This is a genomic window from Kitasatospora sp. NPDC058162 (genome assembly GCF_042884005.1).
Lineage (GTDB): Bacteria > Actinomycetota > Actinomycetes > Streptomycetales > Streptomycetaceae > Kitasatospora.
This window is the reverse complement of record NZ_JBHVUS010000020.1, coordinates 43,318-59,102: the sequence shown is the minus strand read 5'-3', so window position 1 is coordinate 59,102 and position 15,785 is coordinate 43,318. Positions and strand designations below refer to the sequence as shown.

The following is a 15,785-nucleotide window of genomic DNA, read 5'->3' as shown; positions in this document are numbered from 1 at the left end:
CCCCTCACTCCCCCTCCCCGACCTCCACGATCAGCAGGGTGCCCCGACTGCCCGCGCGCACCGCGTGCCGGGTGCCCGCCGGGATCAGGCACAGCTCGCCGACCTCGACCCTCAACTCCTCCCCGCCCAACTCCAGCTCCAGGACACCGTCGGCGACCACCAACACCTCCGCCGTCGCGTGCACCTCCTCTTCCAGCTCCCGGCCGTCCATCCGCAGCACCTTCACCGCCGCCGTTCCGACCTCGCCCAGCACCACCGACCGCCAGGCGTCCGGCAGTTGGGCCGCCTGCTCCTTCACGTCCACCAAGCTCATGACCAGGGACGTTACCCGCGCCGGCCCGCTATTTGGTTGACCGTTCGGCAAAACCTGCCAGGATCACCGGGGTGAACGCTCGCGCGCTGTACGAGGCGCTCCTCTCCACCGACGGCCCCTACGAGGACGTCATCGACCCCTGGCTCGACCAGGCCGCCACCGCCGACTACCGCGCCCGCCTCCACCTCACCGCCACCCCTGACACGCGCTGGTGGACCGACGAGCAACTCCTCCTCGAGGAGCTCTACGCCCTCAGCCGGGTCAGTGACTACCTCCTCCTAGGCCCACAACTCCCGCCCTACCTCCACCTCTTCACCGCCCTCGGCATGACGCCCGTCGCCGAACAGCCCGCCTTCGACCCGTTCCTCCACGAGATCACCGAAGTCGAGCAGGCCGAGGATCCGTCCTCCCCCATCGAGATCCTCGCCGTCCGCCACCCCGGCCTGATGCTCGGCGAGCTGCTGTTCAGCCGCGCCGGAGTCCGGGTGCGGGCCGGCGCCGCGCACGCGGAGCGCGGGGTGGCCGACCGTTGGCCGCTGTTCTGGACGCACCGCCGCGCCCACCGGCCTACCCGGGACCTCTCCCAGGGCTGGGGCAACAACTCCCAGTGGAGCACCGACTTCCGCCTCGACTACCGCACCGCCGACGGCGACCTGCTCAACGTCGCCGAGGACGCCCCGATCGACGGTAACCCCGACCTCGACCCGAACGCCTACGGCAACCTCGGGCCGGACGAGCGCCTGCTCACCCCCGCCGAGCGCCGCGAACTCCTTCACCACCGCACCTTCCTACGCACCCCAGCGCCCGCCGTAGCCGACCCCGCCTGGGCGGCTGAGCTGTGGCCCTTCGAGTGGCGACTGCCGGACGGAATCAATGAGTCCGGGTGAGTGCTGGATCACTGCACATGATCAAGACGGTTGATAGGTAAAGACGCATGGAAGAACTCATACGCCTCGCCGACGTCGAGGAAGCCGCAGCCGGCGACGGGCACCTGCTGTGGGCGGCCCAGGGGCAGCACGACGGCCGGCTGGGCCCGGGCGTACGGGCCTGGCACCACGGCACGGCCCTTGCGGTGGCGAGCCCCGACCTCTCCGCCCGGGACCGGCTGGCGGTCAAGGGCAGTGTCGATGACGCCGCGCACCTGGTGCGGCACGTGCTGACCGAGGTCGGACCGACCTACCGTCCCGTCGGCCAGGCGTCGTTGATCGAAGCGCTGGCCGACGCGATCCCCGGCCTGTCGCTGTTCCCCGAGTTCTACTGGATGGAGACTTCCGCCATCCCCGCCCCGCCCGCCGTCGGGGTGGAGTGGCTGGACGAGGTGCGGGTGAAGGAGGCGACCTCGCTGTTCGACCGCTTCTTCCCCGACTCCTTCGCCCAGCCGGACGACGGCGGCACCCACCGCTGGGCCGGCGTCGTCGACTCCCTCACCACCGACACCCCGCCGGAGCCCCTGGCCGTCGCGGCCGACGTCTGGTCGGCGGCCGGCTGCGGCTTCCTGGCCGGGGTGTGCACCCACCCCGACGCGCGCGGGCGCGGGCTGGCCCGGGCCGTCTGCGCCTTCGTCCTCGGGGACTTGGTGCGCCGGCACGGGCGGGCCGCCCTCATGGTGCACGGCGGGAATCAGTCGGCCATCGCCGTCTACGAGCACCTGGGCATGAGCAAGCGCCCCCTGGCGGGAGCCCAGGTCGTCTCCCCGTAGGGGTCCCGGCCCGAGCTCCATCAGCGCGACGGGCAGCGCCCGCCCTGGAATCCCCGACAAAATGATCACCATGGTGGTTGGATCCCTACAGGAGCGGTGACCGGGGCGTCCGAGGTGGCACGGCCCCAGGACGACGGGGGAGACACAGTGGAACGCATCGGGATCATCGGCGTGGGCGAGATTGGCCGGGCCATCGTGGTCGGCCTGTGCGACGGCGTCGAGGAGCCGCCCGAGGTCTTCCTCTCGCCGCGAGGGGCCCGTACGGCCGCCGAACTGTCGCAGCGCTACCCGACCGTGCAGGTGTGTGCCGACAACCAGGACGTGCTCGACCGCTCCACCGTGGTGATCATCGCCGTCCGCCCCCAGGACCGCACCGAGGCTCTTGCCGGACTCCGGGTCCGCAGCGACTGCGTCGTGGTCAGTCTCCTGGCCGGCACCGGCATCGGCGAACTGCGGCAGGCACTCGGTACCGACGCCCCGCTGGTGCGCGCCATCCCGCTGCCCGCCGTGCGGGAGCGCCGCTCCGTCACGGTGACGTACCCCTCCCACCCGGTCGTGGACGCCCTCTTCGACCGTCTCGGCGGGGCGCTCCCGGTAGCGGATGAAGCGGCCCTCAACGTCTTCTCCGCGCTGACGGGCACGGTGACCGCCCACCTCCAGTACCTGGTCACGCTCACCGAGTGGGCCGCCCGGCACGGCGTCCCCGCCGAGGCCGCGGACCGCTACGTCCGCGGCCTCTTCCAGGGCGTCGAGCGGGCACTGGGCGACGGCACCCGTTCCCTGCGGCAGCTCGCCGGCGACCACGAGACGCCCGGCGGGCTCAACGAGCGCATCCGCACCACGTGGTTCGACGCGGCCAACTCCGAGGCCCTGACCACGGCACTCGACGCGCTGCTCGCCGACCTCAGGTGAGGCCCAGTGAGTGCTGGATCACCGCGCATGATCAAGACGGTTGATAGGTAAAGGCACATGGAAGAACTCATACGCCTTGGCGACGTCGTGGAAGCCGCAGCGGACGAGGGGCACCTGCTGTGGGCGACCCAGGGGCAGCACGACGGCCGGCTGGGGCCGGGCGTGCGGGCCTGGCGCCACGGAACGGCCCTTGCGGTGGCGAGCCCCGACCTCTCCCGGCGGGACCGGCTGGCGGTCAGGGGTGGACCCGACGACGCCGCGCACCTGGTGCGGGGCGTACTGGACGAAGTCGGACCGGCCTACCGCCCCATCGGCCAGGCGTCATTGATCGACGCGCTGATCGACCGGATCCCCGGCCTGACGCCGATCCGCGAGTTCTTCTGGATGGAGACATCGGCCCTGCCCGACTCACCCGCCGTCGGGGCGGAGTGGCTGGACGAGGTACGCGCGAAGGAGGCGACCTCGCTGTTCGACCGCTTCTTCCCCGACTCGTACGCCCAGCCGGACGACGGCGGCACCCACCGCTGGGCCGGGATCGTCGACTCCCCCACCGGCGACACCCCGCCGGAACCCCTCGCCGTGGCCGCCGACGCCGGGTCGGCGGCCGACTGCGGGTTCCTGGCCGGCGTGTGCACCCACCCCGGCGCCCGCGGGCGCGGGCTGGCACGGGCCGTCTGCGGCTTCGTCCTCGGCGAGCTGGTCCACCGCCACGGGCGGGCCGCCCTCATGGGTGCACGGGGACAACCGGTCGGCCATCGCCGTGTACGAGCGCCTGGGCATGGCCAAGCGGCCCTTCGCAGCGGCGCAAGTCGTCTCCTCGTAGGAGCCGCGGGTTCCGCCGGTGGTCGGCGACTCAGTCGGCGGGTGGGCCGCCGAGCGGCGGGAGGATGCCGAGCTGCTGGAGCAGGCCGAGCTCGTCCTTGTCGGACCACTTCTCGGCCAGCCTCCCGTTCTCGATCCGGTGGATCACCACCGCCGTCATCTCCATCGGGTTCCCGGTGGCGGGAGCTCCCGGCAGATCGCCGCGGTGGACCCCGGTGGCGGTCAGCCGGGTCACCACCTTGTCGCCCTCGGCGATCTGGTCCTCGATCCGGTGCGTCCCGGGCGTGGCCTCCCAGAAGAGCCGGAACGCCTCCTTGAGCCCCTCACGCCCCGGCGACACCGGGAACGGCGGCGGGTGGTGATCGATGTAGTCCTCGGCCACCAGCTCGTCCATGGCCGCAAGGTTTCCGGCGTCGATCTCCGTGTAGAAGCGCCGGACCAGTCGCTTGTTGTGATCGGTGGACATGGCCGAGAAGCCTGTCTGCCCCGCCCCGCACCACCGCCCAGCCACGCCGTACGCCCCGGGCAGCGTCACCCGAAAGCCTCCGTCGACTCCGCCCTGGTCCCTCCCTCGCGGAGACACCCGCGGGCCTGGTCGGCGAGCAGTTCGCCGACCACGTGGCGGGCGGTGCGCACCATCCGGAGGTTGCTGTCGCGGTAGTAGTCCAGCTCCATCAGCGCCACGGACAGCGCCCAGCCCCTCCCCCGCTCCCAGGCCGCGTCATCGGCGCCGACGGCCGTCCGGAAGGAGTCGCGGGCCGAGGCCGGGAGCACGTACCAGGCGGGGAGCAGGTCCACGGCCGGGTCGCCGAGGCCCGCGCAGCCGAAGTCGATGACGGCGCTGAGCCGTCCCGCGCCGTCGACCAGCAGGTTGCCGGGCTGGAGGTCGGCGTGGATCCAGACCGGCGGACCGGGGTGCTCGGTCGCCGCAAGTCCCTTCTCCCACAGGGCGGTTACCGCCTGAGCGTCCACCACGTCCACCAACGCCGCGATCGCCCGCCGGACCGCCCCGTCCCGCGCCGCCAGCGTCTCGCTGCGGTAGGAGGCCGGGCCACCCGCCGGGTCGACCCGGTGCATCGCGGTCACGAACGCGGCCAAGTCGGCGGCCAACAACCCGGGTTGGCGGACATCCCCGGCCACCGGATTGGCCCCGTCCAGCCAGCGCAGCACCGACCACTCCCACGGGCAGCCGTCGAACGGCACGCCCAGGGCCACCGGAACCGGTACGGCGACGGGGAGTTCGGGGGCCAGGCGGCGCAGCCAGGTGTGCTCCTTGCCGATGTCCTCGGCCGCCCCCGGGATGCGCGGGATCCGCACCACCAGCTCGGCGCCGAGCCGGTACATCGCATTGCTCGTCCCGGCCGAGTCCACCAACTCCACCGGCAGGGCGGCCCATTGCGGAAACTGCGCGGCCACCATCCGGCGGACCAGCGCCTTGTCGAGGTCCACTTCGTCTGCGTGCATCTTCTCGGGCATGGCGCCCGACCCTGCCAGCGGGCGACGGGCCCGGCAAGCGAATTACCAGGGCACGACCTGCCCCAGCCGCTGACCGCCGACGGCGACGGCGACCGCGACCGCGACCGCGACCGCGCAGCCGCTCCCTTCGGCGGGAGTTTTCAGCCGACCAGCCGCCTGCGCCAGTCCACTCGCGTCACCTCGATCGCGCGTCCCGGACTGCCGTTCCACTCGACCGGCAGCCCGACCTGCTCCAACGCGGCGACGACCCGCTGTCCCACGTTTGCCGTGGTCCGCTCCGAGTCGTCGAAGCCGCCGTAGTAGAGCGTCAGTCCTTCCCCGGCCGCCGCCCTGTCCGTGCTCTGGCGGTGGAAGTAGACGAACCCGAGGCTGTCGGGGGAGGCTTCGGCGCTGATCTCGGCCCCGCCACACGAGGTACAGCACGTGAAGTCCTCGCGCGCCACGATCCCTTCCGCCTCCAGAGCGGAGAACGCCGTGGTGAGCCGCTCCGGGTCGGTCTCCCCCTGCCACGTCTCCTGCTCCCGGAGGCGCTCGCGCCACATCCGGTCGACCAGCGCCTCCGCCTGCTGGAGCGCGGCCGGCCTGCGGTACTCGAACGCCAGCTGGTCCCGGGCGAACTCGACCAGCCGGGCGCGCGTCGCGTAACCGCGCACGATCGCCGACCGGACCTGCGCCAACAGGTCTTCGCACTCCGGCCCGGAGAGCCTGGACAGTTCGGGCTCGACCGGCGGGTCCAGCGGACCGTCGTGATCGGGGAGAGCGCCGATCGCATCGACTCCCAGATAGACGCGGCGGCCCGTCGGGAAGGGGATGTCGAGGCCCGCCTCCCTGAAGACGTCGAAGAGATTCTGCTCGCCGTAGCGCCTCACCAGCTCCTCGGGGTCCTCGATGCCGACCAGTGCGTGCAGCCGGGGATCGGCATCAACCGGCAGACTCCGCAGCGCCTGCCGGATCGCATGCCCGCGCGCGATGGTGAAGCGCCGATGCGTACAGAGCGCATCCATCGCGAGGCCAGGCAGGTCCCCGGTCTCGACGATCCGGACAGGCTCGAACAGGGGGCGCACCACGCGTTCCGCGTCCTCCCGCTCCAGGGAGCACAAGCCGGCGAGGCGGACGGCCGCGGCCTCCACCGCCCGGCTGAAGCCCATCGACACCAGGATGCCGGCGAGGTCGGGCGGTCCGTCCGTGAAAGGACTGCCCGCCTCCACCCGGGTGCCGGGCGGAACGCTCAACTCCCGTCCGTGCTGTCGGTCGAAGAGCCACCCCTCGTGCTCCCCGCGCTCACAGAAGGCAGCACCACCGGGCACCAGCCGCCAACTCCTGTCCTCCGGGCGGAAGTTCGCCGGGCCCGGCTCCGGAGTGAGCTCGATGCCGAATTCGGTCCGATGGACGTATCCCGACTCGGGGGCGATCAAGCCCGGTCGTCCGGACGGCCTGGCGAGCAGGAGGTCGGCCACTGCCTCGGTGTTCTCCGCGTCGGCCAGGGCTTGCACGAGCCGCTGGGCGTCCGGCGCTGACACGCCGGCGTCGGTCAGGACGCGCTCCAGGTCGGGCAGGGGGTCGTAGTCGTGGGCAGCCATGGCCGGCATCGTACGGAGGCGCTCCGACATTCCGGCACCCGCGGCTGCTCAGTCGTGCTGAACTCGCCACACGCCGGTGCGGATCCACCGCCGGCTGACGCCACCGGCCACGAAGGGGCCGACCAGCATGGACAGCATCCACAGCCCCACGCTGGCGGGCGAATAGATGTAGTACTGCCACCCGTCCGGAAGCAGCACCGGCAACAGGAACAGCGTGGTGAGCGCTCCCCAGGTCGCCATCCATGTGATCACCGCGCGCGCCACGACGTCCATGTGTCCCCTCCGGCGATATTTGAACGTGTTCAATATAGCCGAGGACCGCGGCCGCTCAACCCCGCACCGCCAGGTCCTGACTGCCCACCACCTTGAGCAGCCGCAGCGCCGAGTGCGAGGGCGTCCCGGGTGCGGCGGTGAAGAAGATCGTCCACTGGTCCCGGTGCGGGTCGTGCAGCGCCTCGCAGTCGAGGTCGAGCGGGCCGACCACCGGGTGCAGGATGCGCTTGTGGGTCGAGCGGCGGATCTCGACGTCCTGCTGCGCCCACAGCTCGCGGAACTCGGCGCTGGCCGTGAGCAGCCGCTCGACCAGGCGGCGCAGGGCGCTGTCGGCGGGGTAGCGGCCGGCGGCGGCCCGCAGGTCGGCGACCACCCGGCGGGCGAACCGGGCCGCGCCGTCCGGGTCGTGACGGGCCCGGGACTCCGGGTCGGTGAAGAAGCGCCAGACGAGGTTGCGCTCGCCGGGCGGCATGGCGGAGAAGTCGCCGAGCAGCGCGGCCGCCATGGCGTTCCAGGCGAGGACGTCGCGCGCGGCGCTGCAGACCATGGCCGGGGTGTCGTCCAGCCGGTCGAGCAGGTGCAGGACGCCGGGCCGCACGTCGCGGGACATGCCGCTGGGCGGCAGCGGCGGTTCGCCGACCAGGTGGTGCAGGTGGGCCGTCTCGTCCTCGGACAGCCGCAGCGCCCGGCCGATCGCCCCGATCATCTGCCGGGACGGGCGCGGCCCCCGGCCCTGTTCGAGCCGGATGTAGTACTCCACCGACATGCCCGCGAGCTGCGCGACCTCCTGGCGGCGCAGGCCCGGGGTACGGCGCCGCCCGCCGGCCGGCAGGCCGACGTCGGCGGGCTGGATGCGGGCGCGCCAGCGCCGCAGGAAGGCGGCCAGCTCCGCCCGGTCCACGTGTTCCACGCCTCCCAGTCTGGCCCGCCCGCCGCACCCCGACCATGGCACTCCCGATACCACCCTCGACAGTGCTCTCCCGGCCCGGCCGCCACCCGGCCAGAGTCGAGGCATGACCACGAACCGCATCGTCCTGATCACCGGCGCCAACAAGGGCATCGGCCTCGCCACCGCCACCGAACTCGCCCATGCCGGGCACACCGTGCTGCTCGGCGCCCGCGACCCCGAGCGCGGCGCCGCGGCCGCCGCCGGACTCACCGCACAGGGCCTGGATGCCCGCTCCGTCCGCCTGGACGTCACCGACCCGGCCACCGTCGCCGCCGCGGCCGACCTGATCGCCGCCGAGTACGGCCGGCTGGACACCCTGGTCAACAACGCGGGCGTCGCCCGGGACTGGCGGCGCACCCCGGAGGAGCTGCCCGTCGAAGCCGTCCGCGAGACGTACGAGACCAACGTGTTCGGCGTCGTCACCGTCGTCAACGCCATGCTGCCGCTGCTGCGGACGTCCCCGGCCGCCCTGATCGGCAACGTCTCCAGCGGCCTCGGCAGCTTCTCCTTCCTGGCCGACCCGGAGTCGCCGATCTGGGAGCACGCCACCCTGCTCGCCTACAACTCCTCCAAGGCCGCGCTCAACGCCGTCACCCTGGTCTACGCCCGCGCCCTGCGCGGGTCCGGCGAGGGCGGCATCAAGGTCAGCGCCCTGGAGCCGGGGTACTGCGCGACCGACCTCAACGGCCACAGCGGCCACGCCACCGCCGAGGAGGGCGGCCGCCGGATCGCCCGCCAGCTCGACGAGGCCCTGGCCGGGCCGACCGGCCGGTTCTTCCACGCCGAGGGCGGCACCTACCCCTGGTGAACCGCCCCGGCGGCGATCAGGGCGGGCAGCTCCCGCATGTCGTCGAAGACGACCGTGCCCGGCCCGGCCAGCCGCTCCGCCGCCGTGACGCCGCCCGCGTAGCCGAGCGCCCGCATCCCGGCGGCCCGGGCGGCCTGCACCCCGGGGCCGCTGTCCTCGACCACCACGCAGGCGGCCGGGTCGACGCCCATGCTCCGTGCGGCGTGCAGGAACAGGTCGGGCGCGGGCTTGCCGCGCCCGACCTCGGTGGCGCTGAAGATCCGGCCCTCGAAACGCCCGTACAGCCCGGTCCGGCCCAGCGTGTGCCGCATCTTCTCGTGGGTGCCGCTGGACGCCACGCACATCGGCAGCCCGAGCGCCTCCAGGGCGTCCAGCGCCTCCGGCAGCCCGTCCACCGGCGTCAGCCCGGCGTCCACGGCCTCGGCGTGTAGCTCGCGGAACCGCTTGTCGAACAGCGTCGCGGCCTCCTCCCCGACCCGGTCGGCCACCATCGCGTGGTTGGCCGCCTCCGACCGCCCGACGAACCGCTCGACCACCTCGGCCCCGGTGAGCGGCCAGCCGAGCTCGGCGGTCAGCTGCCCGACCACGCGGACGGCGATCACCTCGCTGTCCACCAGGACGCCGTCGCAGTCGAATATCACCAGGTCTATCGGTCCGATCATCCGCTCAGCATAGGGCGGAGCCGGAACGAGTCAGGGGCCCGCCGACGGGAAGTTCGCCGCCGTCTCGGGCACGCTGTCCGGCAAGTGCACCGGGTTCGAGCACGGATAGCTCGCCAAGGCGGCCTTGGTGGTCTTCAACAGGATGTCGAGGATCGCCCGGTGACTCCTGGCCGGCACCGGATCAGTGAAGCGCGTACTGACCTCGACCTCCACGTACGGCGCTCCCATGTCCACGGTCTCCGGATTGTCACACCGGAACCCGAGGTCCACCTTCTCCTGACCGACCAACCCCCGTACGTCCGCCCCGAAGTCGAGCCGACTCTTACCCCAGGGCGAGTCGAAGCGGCTCTGCTCGGTGGATTCCCGCAGCGGCTGCACGACGATTCTGAGGATGGTGTCCTCCGGACTCCGGCGGACCTCGCAGGTCTGTTCCCATTCCTTCGGGTTCGGGCGGAGCCGCGTTCCGTCGTCGTCCAGCCAGTAGGACGCGGCGAAGGTCCCGTGCTCGCCCTCCGCCAGCGGCTCCAGGTCAGCACGTGTGAGCACGGACCAGCAGGCGCCGACCGGCAGCTCCGCCGGCGCGTGAGCCGACCGCCACCACCACCCGGCCCCGGCGAGGACCACCACCGCGGCCCCGGCGGCAAGCCACCGTCGCCCGTTCCGCCCGCGCTCAGTCATTGACGGCCGTGGTGAAGAGCGTCGAACCGTCGGTATGGGCGTAGCGCACCTGGTTCGCGGTGTCCGCGGCCATCGCCTCGATCTCCTTGTCGCTCAGCCCGGACCCCTGAGCCGCGTTGACCACCGCGGTCTTGGCGGCAGCCGCCGCCGCGTCCACACCACCCGTCTGCGAGATCGTGGCCGGGTCCGCGAACTTCGGCTCGATCCGGTAGTTGTGGGCCAGATCGTCGATGTAGTGCTTCACCGGTTCCGAGAGCCCGGGACCGACGATCGGGATGCCCTTCACCATTTCGCCGCCGGTCATGAGCCAGGCCGACTTGGCCCATACGGCGCTCTCGTCGAGGGAATGGTTGTACGCCTCGGCCTGAGCCCGCGCGTCGTGCACGATCTCCTGGGTCCGGGCCGTCGTGATGATTCCGGCGACCTCGCCGCCCGCGTGCGCCGCATTGTGCACGGCCGCGTCGGAGTGGGTGCCGTAGTCGCCCCGGTGCGTGATCACGTCCTGGATGTGTGCCGTCGTGTAGGCCTGCTGGGCCTGCGCGACAGCGCCGAAGGCATCAGGGTTGCGGCCCAGTGCACCCAGGAGCTTCGCGGTGTTCGCGTGGTCCAGGTCCGCCGGGGCACCGTAGCGCGGCAGTTCCTTGTCGTCCGGGCTGAGCGCGCCCTGGACATCCCCCATGTACGCGGCCGCCATGTGGCCGAGGCTGGGCGCGATGCCCGCGAAGTCGCCACCGGGGCGGAGCGACCTGGGGCCGTCCTTACTGCCGAAGATGTCGACCACCGTCTGCATCATCTTCGCCTGTTCCCCGGTGTGCGGTGCCAGCTGGTCCTGTGACCCGAACGGACGGCCGGTGACACCGGCTTCCAGGGCGTGTCCGAAGGACAGCGTGGCGGACTGGCCCGGATGGCCATGCACGATGTCGCGCCCTGGCCAGATGTCCCGGAGCGGCGAGTCCTCACCCGGCTTGGCCAGATCCTTGACGTAGTGGTTGTCCGAGCTGTAGCCCCTGACCGTACCGTCGAGGTTGTAGAGGGTGGTCGAGCCGTTGAAGAACTTCACCGACGCCTCGGGGTTGTGCGCGAGCGCGTCCATCACCCCGCCCAGCGGGTTGAAGCCGCCCTGCCCCGCGCCCGGCGGGAGGGCGAGGAGTCTCAGGTACTGGAACTCATCGGGGCTCCAGTGGTCCGAGGTCCACTGCCCCGGCCCCAGGCTGAGCTGGGTGACGTGCTCGGCGATCGGATTGAGGAAATGCGGGTCGTACGTCCCGGTGCGCAGGATGTTCGACAAGATCTGGTAGCCGAATGGGTTGAGGTTGTGTGGCGAGGTGTTCGGCGGCCAGATGTCCTGCCGGGCGTAACCGGCCTTGCGAAGGCCCGCCTCCCACTCGTCCGACAGGTGCGGGAGGTTGTGGGTGTCGGTGGCGGTGGCCAGAGCCAGGCCGAGGTTCTTCTGCAGGTCCGCAATGGCCTGCGGCCTGCGGCCGTCCTTGCCTGCGGAGACCGTGGCCATCGACCCGTAGTACTTGAGGAATCCGTCCGGTCCCAGCCGACTGTAGAAGGCGGTGGTGAACTGCGGGTCGTTGGCGTGCTCCTTCAAGAGCTTGTTGAGCTGGTCCAGTTGGACGTCGCTGATGTTCCCGGCGAGCTTCAACAGGTCGGCCGCCTGCTTGCCCTGCTCTTCCGGGCCCGACGACGGTCGGAAGGCCGTCCGGTCCGACCCGGTCGCGCCTCCGAGCGCGGTGGCGGCCGCGGCGTCCGCGGCCTCGGCCCGGGCCACGGCCTTCGAGATGTCGGTGCCGACGTCCTGCGCCAGCCTCCGGTACGTCTGCTCGTAGCTCGGGTCGTGCTTGTCCGCCTCGTTGGTCGGCGCGGGCCAACTGACGTTCACGCCGTTCGCGTCCACGGTCAGGGAGTGGTCCGCGGCCTTCTTCAAGGCCGCGTCCAGGTCGGCTCGGGCGGCGACCAGCTCGGTGTGTGCCTCACGCAGTGCCTTGCCGATGGCACTGGCCTCCTCGAACGCCGCATCCAGTTCGTTGCGTGCCGTCGTGACCGCCGTGGCGGCCGATTCGGCCGCGTCTCCGCTCCAGTTGGAGCCCTGCAACGGCGTGATCACGTCACCGGTGAGCTCCGAGGAGAACTTCCAGCTGCGGACCAGCCCCTCGAACGCCGTGGCCAGGGTCTCAAGACCCTGGAACGACTCCTGACGCAGATCGGAATAGGTACTCATGCCACCTGCCTCAGGAAGTCGGGAACTTGTCGGCGTTCGCCTGGTCGGTCTGTGCGTACTCGTCGGCGTTGGAGGACAGCACGCTGGAGATGCGCCCCAGCAGTCCCCCCGTGGCCTGCGCCTGCGCGGCCCACACCTCCTGCGCAGTGGCCAGGGCTCCGACGATCTTCCAGCTCTTGGACATGCCCTGGGTGGCGCCCGGCTGGTCCTTCCAGACGTCCTTACAGGCTTTGTCGAAGTTGGTGTGGAGAGTGCTCGCGTTACCCGACGCCTTCCGCAGCGCGTCCGGGCTCACCCTCACCGTCGCACCGGCGGCCGACACGTGCGGCGGCGTCCATCCCGGGGCCGCCGCACCGGCCGCGGCGGCGGCGAGGTCCGGGAACTGCTTCTTCGCGTCCTCCGTCAGGTTCCCCGACTTGTCGAAGAGCCACGGATTCACCTTGCGCTCGAAATCCAGGTCAGTCACTTGTCCCCGCCCTCAAACCGTGTGGTCCAGATGGCCGTGGACCGGCTCAAGCGGCGCCGGCGCACGACAGGTGATCGTGTCGGTGGGCCCCCCGGCCCTCCGACACCCGTCGGCATCCTAACCATCGAGCCCTGCAGCGTAAGGGAGTTGAGCGAATCATGAGCAAACGACAGGGCCCGGCGGCCGAAGCCGCCAGGCCCTGCCACCGACCGGACGTCAGCTGGTCTGGATGGAGGTGTCGTCGATCACGAAGCTGGTCTGCAGCGAGGAGTCCTCGGTGCCGGTGAACTTCAGGGTGACCGTCTGGCCCGCGTAGGCGGAGAGGTCGAAGGTGCGCTGCTGGTAGCCGGCCGCGGCGTCCACGTTGGAGTAGGTCTTCAGCGTGGTGCCGTTCACCGCCACGGTCAGCTTGTCGTACGCCGTGGTGCCGGTCTCGGCGGTGTCGATGTGCAGCCAGAAGCTCAGCGTCGCCTTGCAGCCCGCCGGGATGCTGACCGTCTGGGACAGCGTGTCGGTGTGGGTGCTGCCGTAGCCGTCCAGGTAGGCCTTCCAGCTGCCGCTGTGGGCCGGCTCGGAGGAACCGTTGTCGATCACACCGCTCGACGCCGTCCACGGCGCCGCCGTGCCGGTCTCGAAGCCCTGGTTGCCGAGCAGCTGGGCCGGGGTGCAGGAGCCGCCGCCACCGCCGGTGACCGCCCAGGTGAAGCTGGTGGTGGCGGACTTGCCGGCCGAGTCCTTCACCGTGACGGTGACGCTGGAGCTGCCGATGGTGGAGACGGTGCCGGAGATCAGACCGGTGGAGGCGTTGATGGCCAGGCCCGCCGGCAGCCCGGTGGCCGAGTAGGACAGCGGGGCCGTCCCGCCCGAGGCGTTGACCTGGAGGCTGACGGCGCCGCCGACGGTGGTGGACTGGTCACCGGGGCTGCTCACCGAGACGCCGGCGCCGGCCGGCTTGGTGAGCAGGCAGCCGGGCACGGTGAGGTCGACGGCCCGGGCGGAGTTGACGCAGGTGGTGAACCAGTAGGTCTCCTCGCCGTAGCTCTGGCCCTTGAAGGCCTTGGTGGAGCCGTCGGCGGCGACCTCGCAGGGGTTGTCGAGGGTGCACATGGCGCCGTCGTCGTTGCCGGTGTTGTTGATGCCGACGATCCGCCCGCTCGCGGAGTCGATGATCGGCGAGCCGGAGGTCCCGTGGGTGGTGTTGCAGCCGGAGCTGTAGCGCAGCGAGTCGTGCCAGGTCCACTGGTCCTCGCGCAGGGTGGGCACGAACCCGTTGACGGAGCAGTTCCAGACCTGCTTCCAGTACGAGGACGGGATGTACATCGAGGAGCCGTCGACCGGGTGGGCGTCGTTGATGGTGAGGGCGGTGACGCCGTACCGGGAGCTGATCGAGCCATAGGTGTCGGTGAGTTCGTAGAGGGCGACGTCGGTGCCGGTCATCGTCGCGTAGATCACCTGGTCGGCCTGGACGGTGCCGAGGCTGTTGCCCGCGCCGTCCAGCAGGGTGCCGCTGCGGCTGGCGCTGACGTTCTGGATGACCTGGCCGTACGGGGGCATGCTCGGCAGGCAGTGGCCGTTGGTGAGCATCATGGCCCGGTCGCCCGCCACCGAGGCGGGGAACCGGACCAGCGAGGCCGAGCAGTCGTCCAGGGCGATGGTGGCCGTCAGGTCGGCGGCCTGGACGGCGTGGGCGGGGGCGGCGGCGAAGACCAGCCCGCCCGCGACGACGGCACCGGTACCGGCCATCGCGACAAGTCTCTTGAACATGGCTCTCCTTGTGGGGGATCGCGGGTTGCCCGACTGGTCGCCGAGGCCCACGCCCGCACGAAAGTGCCATGGCCACCTCAAGGGGTCAACCATTCCTGCACAACTCGCCACCCCACGGGCCGGGTTGTGCCATGAAATGGCAATCACCTGTCCTGGTATGCCCGTTACGAGGGAGATCGCCGAACGCTACGGCTGCGGGGCGGAGTTCACGTTCTGGCCCTCGACCTTGGCGTTGCCCTGGCCGTCCTTCGCGTGGACGGTGACCTTCCAGATCGTCCCGCCGCCGTCCGGCGTGAACTCGTGCTTGTCCTGGAACTTGACGAAGTCGCAGTTCTGCGTGAACTGCCGCGCATCGGGGTCCCAGTCCACCCCGGTGGTGTAGTAGAAGTCGTACGAGCCGTCCGCGATGCCGGTGATGGTGGCCTGCTGCCCCTTGGCCGTGTACACCGAGGCCACCGCCTTGCCGTCCGCGGCGAGGGTGAAGACCGCGTCCACCGTGAAGTTGTTGGTGACCTCCACGGTGCCCGTGCCGCCCTTGCCGCCGTCGCGGACCAGGGTGCCGTTCTCCAGGGTCCGCGGCTGGGCCGGCAGCGCGGGCAGCTGCGGAACGGTGGCGGTGGCCGGGAAGCCCGCCTCCTTCAGCTTGCCGAGGGCAGCCGTGACGCCCGTCATCCCCTGCCCCGCGCCGAGCCGGCCCCGGCCCACGGCGAGCGCGCAGAGCTTCTTGCCCTGGACGTCCGCGCGGACCGCCGACGCGTCGGTGGCGAGCGTGGTCAGCGCGTTCACCAGGTCGGTGCGCCCCGCCGTCGCCCCGGCGGGCGCGGCGGTGGCGTTCAGGTCGCGGACGGCGCGGCCGGTGCTGGACTCGACGGAACCCAGCGCCCGGTCGAGCTCGCCCATGTCCTTGGCCGCGGACACCTTGCCCAGCCCCGTGCCGATCGGGCCCAGGGCCTGGTCGAGCGACGTGCCGAACGGCGTCGCCGCGGCGGACGGCGTCGCACTCGGCGCGGCCGCACCGCCCCCGCCGCCGCCCGAGCACGCCGCGAGCAGCAGCGCCGCCCCGACGACCAGACCGGATCTACCCGTGGACCCCGAGAACTTCACAATCCCACCCCGCTGCTGCCGGACGCGCACCGTCCGCGCGCGTACGGGGCGA

General features: G+C 71.6%; 16 protein-coding genes and 2 pseudogenes. 4 read left to right on the top strand and 14 right to left on the bottom strand.

The window, feature by feature from the left end; genetic code table 11:
* Window positions 1-4: 4 nt before the first annotated feature.
* The gene (locus ACFVXG_RS29250; protein WP_387931511.1) at window positions 5-313 is read right to left on the bottom strand and encodes a cupin domain-containing protein; all 309 of its coding nucleotides are present in this window, start codon (window positions 311-313) and stop codon (window positions 5-7) included.
* Window positions 314-384: 71 nt separating this feature from the next.
* Here ACFVXG_RS29250 and ACFVXG_RS29245 point away from each other — a divergent pair, with 71 nt between their 5' ends.
* The 3 genes from ACFVXG_RS29245 to ACFVXG_RS29235 all read left to right on the top strand — a co-directional run bounded on the left by ACFVXG_RS29245 (window position 385) and on the right by ACFVXG_RS29235 (window position 2,924).
* Window positions 385-1,200 carry a hypothetical protein gene (locus tag ACFVXG_RS29245; RefSeq protein ID WP_387931510.1) on the top strand — a complete coding sequence of 272 codons (816 nt, stop codon included), beginning with the start codon at window positions 385-387 and terminating at the stop codon, window positions 1,198-1,200.
* 47 nt (window positions 1,201-1,247) lie between these two features.
* Complete coding sequence (locus ACFVXG_RS29240) at window positions 1,248-2,012, top strand: GNAT family N-acetyltransferase (RefSeq protein ID WP_387931508.1); 765 nt, start codon at window positions 1,248-1,250, stop codon at window positions 2,010-2,012.
* A gap of 96 nt (window positions 2,013-2,108) precedes the next feature.
* Complete coding sequence (locus ACFVXG_RS29235; protein ID WP_387931506.1) at window positions 2,109-2,924, top strand: NAD(P)-binding domain-containing protein; 816 nt, start codon at window positions 2,109-2,111, stop codon at window positions 2,922-2,924.
* Between the two features lie 299 nt (window positions 2,925-3,223).
* Here the strand turns inward: ACFVXG_RS29235 and ACFVXG_RS29230 are convergent, their stop codons facing one another.
* The 6 genes from ACFVXG_RS29230 to ACFVXG_RS29205 form a co-directional block, all read right to left on the bottom strand.
* A complete protein-coding gene (locus tag ACFVXG_RS29230) occupies window positions 3,224-3,475 on the bottom strand; it encodes a hypothetical protein (RefSeq protein WP_387931504.1) in 252 nt (83 codons plus the stop codon).
* Window positions 3,476-3,777: 302 nt separating this feature from the next.
* Window positions 3,778-4,212 carry an ester cyclase gene (locus tag ACFVXG_RS29225; protein ID WP_387931502.1) on the bottom strand — a complete coding sequence of 145 codons (435 nt, stop codon included), beginning with the start codon at window positions 4,210-4,212 and terminating at the stop codon, window positions 3,778-3,780.
* A 65-nt stretch (window positions 4,213-4,277) separates the two neighbouring features.
* On the bottom strand, window positions 4,278-5,210 hold the full coding sequence (locus ACFVXG_RS29220; protein WP_387931500.1) for an aminoglycoside phosphotransferase family protein: 933 nt from the start codon (window positions 5,208-5,210) through the stop codon (window positions 4,278-4,280).
* A 152-nt stretch (window positions 5,211-5,362) separates the two neighbouring features.
* Window positions 5,363-6,802, bottom strand: a complete 1,440-nt coding sequence (locus ACFVXG_RS29215) for a DUF6891 domain-containing protein (protein WP_387931498.1) — start codon at window positions 6,800-6,802, stop codon at window positions 5,363-5,365.
* 48 nt (window positions 6,803-6,850) lie between these two features.
* On the bottom strand, window positions 6,851-7,075 hold the full coding sequence (locus ACFVXG_RS29210; RefSeq protein ID WP_387931496.1) for a hypothetical protein: 225 nt from the start codon (window positions 7,073-7,075) through the stop codon (window positions 6,851-6,853).
* A 55-nt stretch (window positions 7,076-7,130) separates the two neighbouring features.
* Entirely contained in the window at window positions 7,131-7,985 is an 855-nt protein-coding gene (locus ACFVXG_RS29205; RefSeq protein ID WP_387931494.1) for a helix-turn-helix transcriptional regulator, read from the bottom strand.
* A 103-nt stretch (window positions 7,986-8,088) separates the two neighbouring features.
* Between ACFVXG_RS29205 and ACFVXG_RS29200 the strand changes: the two genes are divergently transcribed.
* Window positions 8,089-8,832, top strand: coding sequence for an SDR family NAD(P)-dependent oxidoreductase (locus ACFVXG_RS29200; RefSeq protein WP_387931492.1), 744 nt, complete (start codon window positions 8,089-8,091; stop codon window positions 8,830-8,832).
* Here ACFVXG_RS29200 and ACFVXG_RS29195 read toward each other — a convergent pair.
* The 7 genes and pseudogenes from ACFVXG_RS29195 to ACFVXG_RS29165 all read right to left on the bottom strand — a co-directional run bounded on the left by ACFVXG_RS29195 (window position 8,820) and on the right by ACFVXG_RS29165 (window position 15,733).
* Complete coding sequence (locus ACFVXG_RS29195) at window positions 8,820-9,494, bottom strand: HAD family hydrolase (protein ID WP_387931490.1); 675 nt, start codon at window positions 9,492-9,494, stop codon at window positions 8,820-8,822. The genes ACFVXG_RS29200 and ACFVXG_RS29195 overlap by 13 nt on opposite strands.
* Window positions 9,495-9,524: 30 nt before the next feature.
* Entirely contained in the window at window positions 9,525-10,040 is a 516-nt protein-coding gene (locus ACFVXG_RS29190) for a hypothetical protein (RefSeq protein ID WP_387931489.1), read from the bottom strand.
* Window positions 10,041-10,164: 124 nt separating this feature from the next.
* A complete protein-coding gene (locus ACFVXG_RS29185; protein ID WP_387931487.1) occupies window positions 10,165-12,285 on the bottom strand; it encodes a hypothetical protein in 2,121 nt (706 codons plus the stop codon).
* A gap of 124 nt (window positions 12,286-12,409) precedes the next feature.
* A complete protein-coding gene (locus tag ACFVXG_RS29180; RefSeq protein WP_387931485.1) occupies window positions 12,410-12,865 on the bottom strand; it encodes a WXG100 family type VII secretion target in 456 nt (151 codons plus the stop codon).
* A gap of 216 nt (window positions 12,866-13,081) precedes the next feature.
* Window positions 13,082-13,810, bottom strand: a pseudogene (locus ACFVXG_RS29175) (putative Ig domain-containing protein); the annotation flags it as partial.
* 201 nt (window positions 13,811-14,011) lie between these two features.
* Window positions 14,012-14,452 (bottom strand): annotated as a pseudogene (locus tag ACFVXG_RS29170) (serine protease); the annotation flags it as partial.
* A gap of 363 nt (window positions 14,453-14,815) precedes the next feature.
* Entirely contained in the window at window positions 14,816-15,733 is a 918-nt protein-coding gene (locus tag ACFVXG_RS29165) for a hypothetical protein (RefSeq protein ID WP_387931484.1), read from the bottom strand.
* Window positions 15,734-15,785: the final 52 nt, after the last annotated feature.

Bases quoted from the DNA above. Each gene is read 5' to 3' on its own strand.
- ACFVXG_RS29215 (WP_387931498.1), bottom strand. From the start codon at position 6,802: ATGGCTGCCCACGACTACGACCCCCTGCCCGACCTGGAGCGCGTCCTG.
- ACFVXG_RS29225 (WP_387931502.1), bottom strand. From the start codon at position 4,212: ATGTCCACCGATCACAACAAGCGACTGGTCCGGCGCTTCTACACGGAG.
- ACFVXG_RS29200 (WP_387931492.1), top strand. From the start codon at position 8,089: ATGACCACGAACCGCATCGTCCTGATCACCGGCGCCAACAAGGGCATC.
- ACFVXG_RS29250 (WP_387931511.1), bottom strand. From the start codon at position 313: ATGAGCTTGGTGGACGTGAAGGAGCAGGCGGCCCAACTGCCGGACGCC.
- ACFVXG_RS29195 (WP_387931490.1), bottom strand. From the start codon at position 9,494: ATGATCGGACCGATAGACCTGGTGATATTCGACTGCGACGGCGTCCTG.
- ACFVXG_RS29220 (WP_387931500.1), bottom strand. From the start codon at position 5,210: ATGCACGCAGACGAAGTGGACCTCGACAAGGCGCTGGTCCGCCGGATG.
- ACFVXG_RS29210 (WP_387931496.1), bottom strand. From the start codon at position 7,075: ATGGACGTCGTGGCGCGCGCGGTGATCACATGGATGGCGACCTGGGGA.
- ACFVXG_RS29240 (WP_387931508.1), top strand. From the start codon at position 1,248: ATGGAAGAACTCATACGCCTCGCCGACGTCGAGGAAGCCGCAGCCGGC.